The sequence below is a fragment of the Streptomyces sp. YGL11-2 genome (genome assembly GCF_050054615.1).
Taxonomy (GTDB): domain Bacteria; phylum Actinomycetota; class Actinomycetes; order Streptomycetales; family Streptomycetaceae; genus Streptomyces.
Window position 1 is genome coordinate 1 of the sequence record NZ_JBNHIN010000134.1, and the last position, 2,929, is coordinate 2,929.

The 2,929-nt window shown below is 66.2% G+C and carries 2 protein-coding genes; both read right to left on the reverse strand.

Annotated features, from left to right (window positions below):
* On the reverse strand, positions 1-1,340 hold a 1,340-nt coding region (locus ACO1BR_RS43925), incomplete at its 3' end, for an aldehyde dehydrogenase family protein (protein WP_426800724.1).
* Positions 1,341-2,249: 909 nt separating this feature from the next.
* On the reverse strand, positions 2,250-2,929 hold a 680-nt coding region (locus ACO1BR_RS43930; protein ID WP_426800725.1), incomplete at its 5' end, for an SDR family NAD(P)-dependent oxidoreductase.

Sequence of the window (2,929 nt, forward strand, 5' to 3'; positions counted from 1 at the left end):
TGGCCACCGAAGGGGGCGAGCGGGTTGTACGCCCCGCCGTTAACCGTCACCTGGCCGCACTCCATCGATCGCGCAAAGGTGATTGCCTGATCCTCCTCGGCTGCCCAGACGGCCCCCGCCAGGCCGTAGTCGGAGTCATTGGCGATGCGCAGAGCTTCCCCCTCGTCCTCGTATCTCATGAACGAGAGCACAGGGCCGAAGATCTCCCCGCGAGCAATGCTCATCTCGGCAGTGACGTCGGCGAAGACCGTAGGGCGGATGTAGTGGCCCTTGTCCCGTCCTTCAGGGGCCTCAGGTCCACCCGCGACGAGACGGGCACCCTCGGCCACGCCACGACGGATATAGTCGCGGACTTTCTCTCGCTGGGCGCTGCTCACCACAGGGCCGAGGCGGCAGTCGGGATCGGCCGGGTCGCCGGGAACATAGGAAGCAATCTCCTCGACGGCGATCAAAACCGCCTCTTCATAGTCATCGGCATGCACCAACGTGCGGGTCAACGCGTTGCAGGACTGTCCTGCGTTGCGCATCACGTCAGCGACATTGGCGCGGACGGCCTGTGCGAGGTCTGCTCCGGGGAGGATGACATTGGCGGACTTGCCGCCAAGTTCCAGGGCTACACGCTTAACATCAGCGCCGGCAAGTGACCCGATCTGCTTGCCGACAGTCGTGGAACCCGTGAACGAGATCATGTCGACCCCAGGGTGGCGTACCAGTGCCTCCCCAGCTTCCGCTCCCCTGCCGGTGACCAGGTTGAAGACCCCCGCAGGCAGACCTGCGGCTGCCACGCACTCGGTGAACATCTGAGCCGAAAGAGGAGTCGACTCCGCAGGTTTGAGGACCACGGTGCAGCCTGCGGCAAGTGCAGGAACAACCTTGCAGACGATCTGGTGCACCGGATAATTCCACGGTGTGATGGCGCCCACGACTCCGACGGGCTCCAGCAGGACAAGCGAGTTGCCAACGCGCTCCTCGAAGGCGAAGTCGGCCGCAAGTTCAGCATGCAGGCGCGTCATGGTGACCGGCAGACCGGCTTGTACCCTGCGGGAGAACCCGATGGTGGTTCCCATCTCGGCTGTGATGAGTGAGGCCATCTGATCCTGGCAGGCAGCGAGTTCGTCGGACAACGCAGCCAGTAACTCGGCACGGCGAGTGGGGGCGGTGGCCGCCCATCCCGGCAGTGCCGAACGAGCCGCGTTGACTGCAGCATCAACATCCGCTGCAGAACCGGCCGGAACAGCTCCGATGACTCGCTCGTCCGATGGGTTAATGACCTCAATGACGCCTGTTCCTGCCGCAGGTCGCCAGTGCCCACCGATGAACACCTCATCGCGTGCATTCACAAACATGCTCCTCCATACGTCGGGCGGTAGCGGAAACACAGCCGTGGAAACTGTATGACACACCAGCCTCGATCATTCATGAGAGGCCGTTGACTCGTTGGTACTGCTCAGCCGGGGCTCGGGAGGGTATACAGCCGGTCGAGCGCACTCGTGATCACTCGGTGCACGGCCACCCCTGCCGTGAGCGCGTCAAGATATACGAGCCCCTGTCTACGATGGTCCGTGAACGGGGGCTCAGTTCCCGCCGACGACGAATGCACGTCTCCCGGAGGGCCTGCCAATCTAACGGCTTGTCGCACATCCGGTGGTAGCGGAGCGTCATATCACGCCCGTGATGGCGATCCGAAAACTCTGCAGGCCAATGGATTCGAGTGGCGTCCAAGGGGCAATGCCAGCCCGACTGTTCGGATGCCTTCTAGCAGGGGTCGCTCACCCGGATGTCCGTAGTACCGACTGGCGCACCATCAGGTTCGAGCGCTTGCCGAGGTCCAAACCGTACCAACCGCGAAGTCGGAGACGCTCCGTGACCACCGGATATGCGACAGAGCCGTTCCATCTAAAGTCCCCCTCGGCATACAGTCCCCCTCGACGACCCGCTGTTGGAGCACCCTTCACCGCCGGCCCCCAGGGCGATCGACGCGCCATCCTCCACATCGACATCCTGCGCCATCCCGACGACCGTGCCCTGACCGGACCGGAATGGGCTGAGGTCGGCCACCGCCTCGCCCACGCCGCCGGCATCGAAATCCCCGGCGACGAGTACGGCTGCCGCTGGCTCGCCGTCCAGACCAGCCTCTTTCCGGGGCCCTGGCCCCACCACGGGTTCCTGGCTCCGTCGTGGGTTCCAGCCCCGCCATGGGTTCCTGGCCCCGCCACGGGCCCTGTGGAACGGGGTTGTCCGGTAGTCCGCTACAGGAGCGGGGTGCGCGCCTCAATCTTGTGGTCGAAGGCGGCACCGCCGACGCCGACCGTGGTCACCCCGCCGTCGACAGTCAGGACGGCCCCGTTGACATAGGACGCGGCGGGCGACAGCAGCCAGTCGATCGCCCCTGCGACCTCCTCCGCATCACCCGGCCGCCCGGCGGGAGTCAGCCGGTTCGCCTCCTCGTATGCCTCCTCGGCACCGCCCGCCAGGCCCGCCTCCGCCGCGAACCGCGCCATCCGCTGGTCGGCCATCTCCGTTCGTACCCAGCCCGGGCACACCGCGTTGGCCCGCAGCCCCTGCGGCCCGTAGTCCACGGCGAGGGAGCGGCAGAGATGGAGCAAAGCCGCCTTGGACGTCGCATAGGCGGCGTTGCCGACGCTGTTGCGGAGCGCGGCGACCGAGGCGACCGCGACCACCGCACCACGGGCCGCCAGCAGATGCGGCAGCGCGGCACGCAGCAGCAGGAACGGGCCAGTGAGGTTGGTCCGTATCAGCTCTTCCCAGTCCTCGACCGCCGTGTCGCCGACCGCACCGCCCCGCCCGATTCCGGCATTGAGCACCACACCGTCGAGTCTCCCGTAGGCCTCAACCGTCGTCTCGACGAGCTCGCACACGGCCTCGGGGTCGGCGGCGTCGGAAGGGTGGGCCAACGCTCCGGTCTCCT